General features: G+C 68.7%; 6 protein-coding genes and 1 pseudogene. 5 read left to right on the top strand and 2 right to left on the bottom strand.

Annotated elements, in window-relative coordinates; genetic code table 11:
• The 5 genes and pseudogenes from QZV94_RS23605 to QZV94_RS23625 all read left to right on the top strand — a co-directional run.
• Nucleotides 1-342, top strand: a pseudogene (locus QZV94_RS23605) (acetyl-CoA C-acyltransferase); the annotation flags it as partial.
• A complete protein-coding gene (locus QZV94_RS23610) occupies nucleotides 342-557 on the top strand; it encodes a hypothetical protein (protein WP_293682697.1) in 216 nt (71 codons plus the stop codon). The pseudogene QZV94_RS23605 and the gene QZV94_RS23610, both read left to right, overlap by 1 nt.
• A gap of 8 nt (nucleotides 558-565) precedes the next feature.
• Entirely contained in the window at nucleotides 566-769 is a 204-nt protein-coding gene (locus QZV94_RS23615) for a hypothetical protein (RefSeq protein WP_293682699.1), read from the top strand.
• Nucleotides 770-774: 5 nt separating this feature from the next.
• On the top strand, nucleotides 775-2,430 hold the full coding sequence (locus QZV94_RS23620) for an amidohydrolase family protein (protein ID WP_293682701.1): 1,656 nt from the start codon (nucleotides 775-777) through the stop codon (nucleotides 2,428-2,430).
• 195 nt (nucleotides 2,431-2,625) lie between these two features.
• On the top strand, nucleotides 2,626-3,333 hold the full coding sequence (locus QZV94_RS23625) for a sensor histidine kinase (RefSeq protein WP_293682703.1): 708 nt from the start codon (nucleotides 2,626-2,628) through the stop codon (nucleotides 3,331-3,333).
• A 32-nt stretch (nucleotides 3,334-3,365) separates the two neighbouring features.
• Here QZV94_RS23625 and QZV94_RS23630 read toward each other — a convergent pair whose 3' ends face one another.
• Together QZV94_RS23630 and QZV94_RS23635 are read right to left on the bottom strand one after the other, a co-directional pair.
• Nucleotides 3,366-3,788 carry a MerR family DNA-binding transcriptional regulator gene (locus tag QZV94_RS23630; RefSeq protein ID WP_293682705.1) on the bottom strand — a complete coding sequence of 141 codons (423 nt, stop codon included), beginning with the start codon at nucleotides 3,786-3,788 and terminating at the stop codon, nucleotides 3,366-3,368.
• A 17-nt stretch (nucleotides 3,789-3,805) separates the two neighbouring features.
• The coding region (locus tag QZV94_RS23635; protein ID WP_293682707.1) for an acyl-CoA dehydrogenase family protein at nucleotides 3,806-4,267 on the bottom strand (462 nt) is incomplete at its 5' end.

A 4,267-nucleotide genomic window follows, 5' to 3' on the forward strand; every position in this document is an offset into this window, starting at 1 on the left:
AACATGGGCGACGACCCCACGCTGATGCTCAACGCCCCGGTGCCGGCGGCCCGCAAGGCGCTCGACCGGGCCGGCCTCACGGTCGACGACATCGACCTGTGGGAGATCAACGAGGCCTTCGCCGTGGTGGCCGAGCGGTTCATCCGCCTGCTCGACCTGGACCGGGACAAGGTCAACGTCAACGGCGGGGCCATGGCGCTGGGCCATCCCATCGCCGCCACCGGGGCCATGCTGATCGGCACCGTGCTCGACGAGCTGGAGCGCACCGGCGGCCGCTACGGCCTGGTGACCATGTGCGCCGCCGGCGGCATGGCCCCTGCCATCATCATCGAGCGCATCTGATGGCTGCCCTGACGCGCCAGCGCCGCTTCGTCACGCCGGGTCCCGACGAGACGGTCGAGGAACTGGCGCGTCGGGCCGTGCCGGACGCGCCGCTGGAGGCCGCAGTGGACCAGATCAAGAGCTGGAACCTGCACGTCTTCGCGATGCGCCGGCCCCCGGGCCTGTTGCTCGGCTCGGACGTGGTCTTCGTGGAGCCTCCCATCACGAATGCATAGGCTCCACAATGGATGAGGCGGTCATCGTGGGCGCGCAGGTCGTCGCCGGCCACGACGGGTCCGCCGAGCTTCTCGTCACCTTGCGCCATGCCAACGGCGTCGAGGCGCCGGTGCAGCTGGACGAGGCGACCGGCCTGAAACTGATGGCCGCCTGCGGGGCGTCGCATGTCGACGAGCTTTCCGGGCAGTCGTGGCGGCGGATCGTGGAGTGAGCCAAATGTTCGACGTGATCGTGAAGAACGGCCTGGTGGTCGACGGCTCCGGCGCCCCCGGCTTCAAGGGCGACGTGGCGATCAAGGACGGCAGAATCGCCGCCGTCGGCAAGGTCACAGGCGAGGCGCGCACGGTGGTGGACGCCACCGGCCGCGTGGTCGCGCCGGGCTTCATCGACCCGCACACGCACTTCGACGTACAGCTGCTGTGGGACGGCGCGGCCAAGCCCGCCCTGGAGCACGGCGTCACCTGCGTGGTGCCCGGCAACTGCTCGCTGTCGCTGGCCCCGCTGAAGATCGCCGACCGCGCGCGCCTGATCGGCATGTTCCAGCAGATCGAGGAGATGCCGCCGGAAGCCTTCACCGAGGCGTTCGAGTGGACCTGGGAAGACTTCGCCGGCTATCGCGCCGCGATCGAGAAAGACCTCTCCATCAACGTCGCCCCGCTGGTGGGCCACAGCGTTATCCGCCTGTGGGTAATGGGCCCCGCGTCGCAGGAACGCGCGGCGACGCCCGACGAGATCAAGGCCATGCAGGACCTTCTGCGTGAGTGCCTGGAGGCCGGCGCGGTCGGGCTCTCCACCAGCTTCGTGGACGTCGACGAGAACGGCCGCCCGGTCCCCAGCCGCTTCGCCCAGTTCGAAGAGCTGGACGCGCTCAGCGCGGTGCTGGGCGAGTTCGGGCGCATGCTGCAGATCGTGCCGGAGTTCTACGCCACCGACATCACCATTGCGCGCATCGACCAGCTGGCCGAGCTCAGCCTGAAGCACAACATCCCCACGACCTTCTCGCCGGTGTTCGACAACGCCGGGACGCCCAACAGCGTGCCGCGCCAGATCGCGCGGGTGGAGGAGCAGTTCGCCCGCGGCGCCCGAGTGTGGCCGCAGATGCAGACCCGGCCGGCCGACATCAGTTTCAGCCTGCTGCGACCCAGCCTGTTCTTCGGCCGGCTGCCGCGCTGGATGCGGGTGCTGCGCCAGCCCCTTGAGCAGCGCCTCGCGGGCCTGCGCGATCCGGCTATCGTCGAGAAGATGATTGCCGACACCGGACCCGACGAGGGCGAGAAGCTGCTGGGCCGCCTGGTCCTGCGCGGCGGCGACGCCGCGCCGCCCGAACTGGCGGGCATGACCCTGTCCGAGATCGCCAAGGCGCGCGGCGAGACGCCGGCCCGGGCGCTGATTTCCCTCAGCCTGGAACACGGGCTGGACGTGGCCTTCGTCTCGGCCAACGCCGGCCACGAGAAGACCGAGCGCGTCGGGCCGATGCTGGCCCACCCGCTGGTGCACATCGGCGCCAGCGACGGCGGCGCCCACCTCGCCTCCTTCGCCACCTATGGCGACACCGGCTACCTGTTCAGCGAGTTCGTCCGCAAGGGCCACCTCACGCTCGAGCAGGCAGTGGCCAAGATCACCGGCGAGACCGCCGACATCTGGGGCCTGAAGGACCGCGGACGGCTGCAGCCGGGCAAGGCCGCCGACATCGTGGTGTTCGACGCCGAGCGTATCGACCGCGCCGAGGAGCTGCCGATCTTCGACATGCCCGGCGATGGCATGCGCTACACCCGCGCGGCCCGCGGCATCGACACCGTGCTGGTCAACGGCGAGGTGGCCTATACCGCTGGAAGCTACACCATGGCGCGAGCTGGGGTAGTCTGCGTCTAGCCGCCGACATCGTTCATCTCTCGTTAACGAATACTTCACCACCGAGACACGGAATCTTGTATCGCCACGATTTGGCCCAACAGACATTGTTAGGTGATGGGTGCGCGCCTACAACTAAACATTGTGGGACGTAACGACGCAGAACGCTCGATCCCGCTCCAGTAGAGCATCACCGTTTTCAAGCGAGGGCGCGCCATGTTCACCGGCGCCGCGAATGCCGACACCGGGCTGGCCCGCGAACTCTCCTCCGCCCGTGCGCGGCTGGCGAGCCAGGAACGGCAGATCCAAGAGCTTAACCATAGGGTGGCCAACAGCCTGCAGCTGGCCGCCGATATGCTCACCTTCGAGCAGCTGCGCTCGCGCGATCCCTCTGCCCAGGCCGCGCTGGAGGCAAGCCGGGCCCGCCTGGTGGCCGTGGGCGAGTTGCACCGCTACCTCTACGACCATGCCGATCGACCCAACGTCGAGCTGCGCCCCTTCCTGACCGGCCTCTGCCAGGCGGTGGCCGCCACGACGGGCCTGAGCTGCACGATCGACGCAGATGCCGTCACCGTGAACGGTGACATGGCCCAGCAGCTGGCGATCGCCATCAACGAGTTCGCCATCAACGCCGCGAAGCATGCCTACAACGGCGCTCCCGGCGGGCGGCTGGACATCACCTGCCGCCGCGACGGCGCTGAACTGGTGTTGAGTGTCGCCGACCACGGCCCGGGGCTCGCCGCCGACGCCAGGCCGGGTGGTGCGGGCGGCCTGGGCATGTCGATCGTCGCGGCCATCGTGCGCGACCTGCGTGGCGCCCTCAGCGTCAGGAGCGACGACGGGGCGGTGTTCACGATCCGCGCCCCGCTGCCCGCCGCGCCTGCCACTTTCAACCGCTCCTTCCGGCCCTCGAACCCGGACTAAGCAGCCTGCGGCATGGCCGCGGCGAGCCTCATTCAGCTGTCCAGCTTGGCGACTTCGGGATACTGCCGCTCCAGGCGGTCGGCGGCGGCCTTGAGGGTCGTGATGGCCTCGTCCACCTCGACGCGCTGGGCTTCTAGCTGCTCGATGCGGTGCTTGAAGACGCGCAGCGCCTCGGCGCTTTGCGCGGCCTCGCCTTCTTCGTCATAGAGGTCGAGGATGTCGCGGATCTCGGCGATCGAGAGCCCAACGCGGCGGCCGTTCAGGATCATCTGCAGACGGGCCCGGTCCTTGTAGGAATAGACGCGGCTGGTGTCGCGCCGGGCCGGCGCGAGGAGGCCTTGCTCCTCGTAAAACCGCAGGGCCCGCGGCGTGGCTCCAAACTCGCGGCAGAGCTGGGTGATCGAATAAGTCCGGTACGGCGGCCGGCGTAGATTCAGCAGCATAGGCATCGTCATTGTTTCCTCCTTTTCTTTCAAAGCCCAAGCACGAGACGAGCGATGATGTCACGTTGTATTTCGTTGGAGCCGCCATAGATCGAAGCGGCGCGGTTGTTCAGGTAGCGCGGCATGGCGGTGAGGCCGATCTCGGGCCCGACCGGATCCACGTTCGACCCGGGCTCCCGCGCCTCCATCTGCTCGACATGGGCGTACGGGCCCAGCGCGTCGATGGATATCTCGTCCAGCCGCTGCATGGCTTCGGTGCCGTTGATCTTCAGCATCGACGATGCTGGCCCCGGCGGATTGCCGCTGGCCAGCGCGCTCAGCACCCGGCGCTCGGACATGTCGATCGCCTGCACGGCAATCTCCGCCTCGGCCCGCCGCCGGCGGTGATCGCGGTCGTCGCCGGCTGCGCTCTGCGCCACCGCCTGCACGCGCTCCAGGGCCACCTTCAACCCCGGCGCTGCGGCCGGCGTGGAGCTGAAGAACCTGATCGA

Origin of the sequence: uncultured Phenylobacterium sp. (assembly GCF_902826855.1) — a bacterium.
GTDB lineage: Bacteria > Pseudomonadota > Alphaproteobacteria > Caulobacterales > Caulobacteraceae > Phenylobacterium.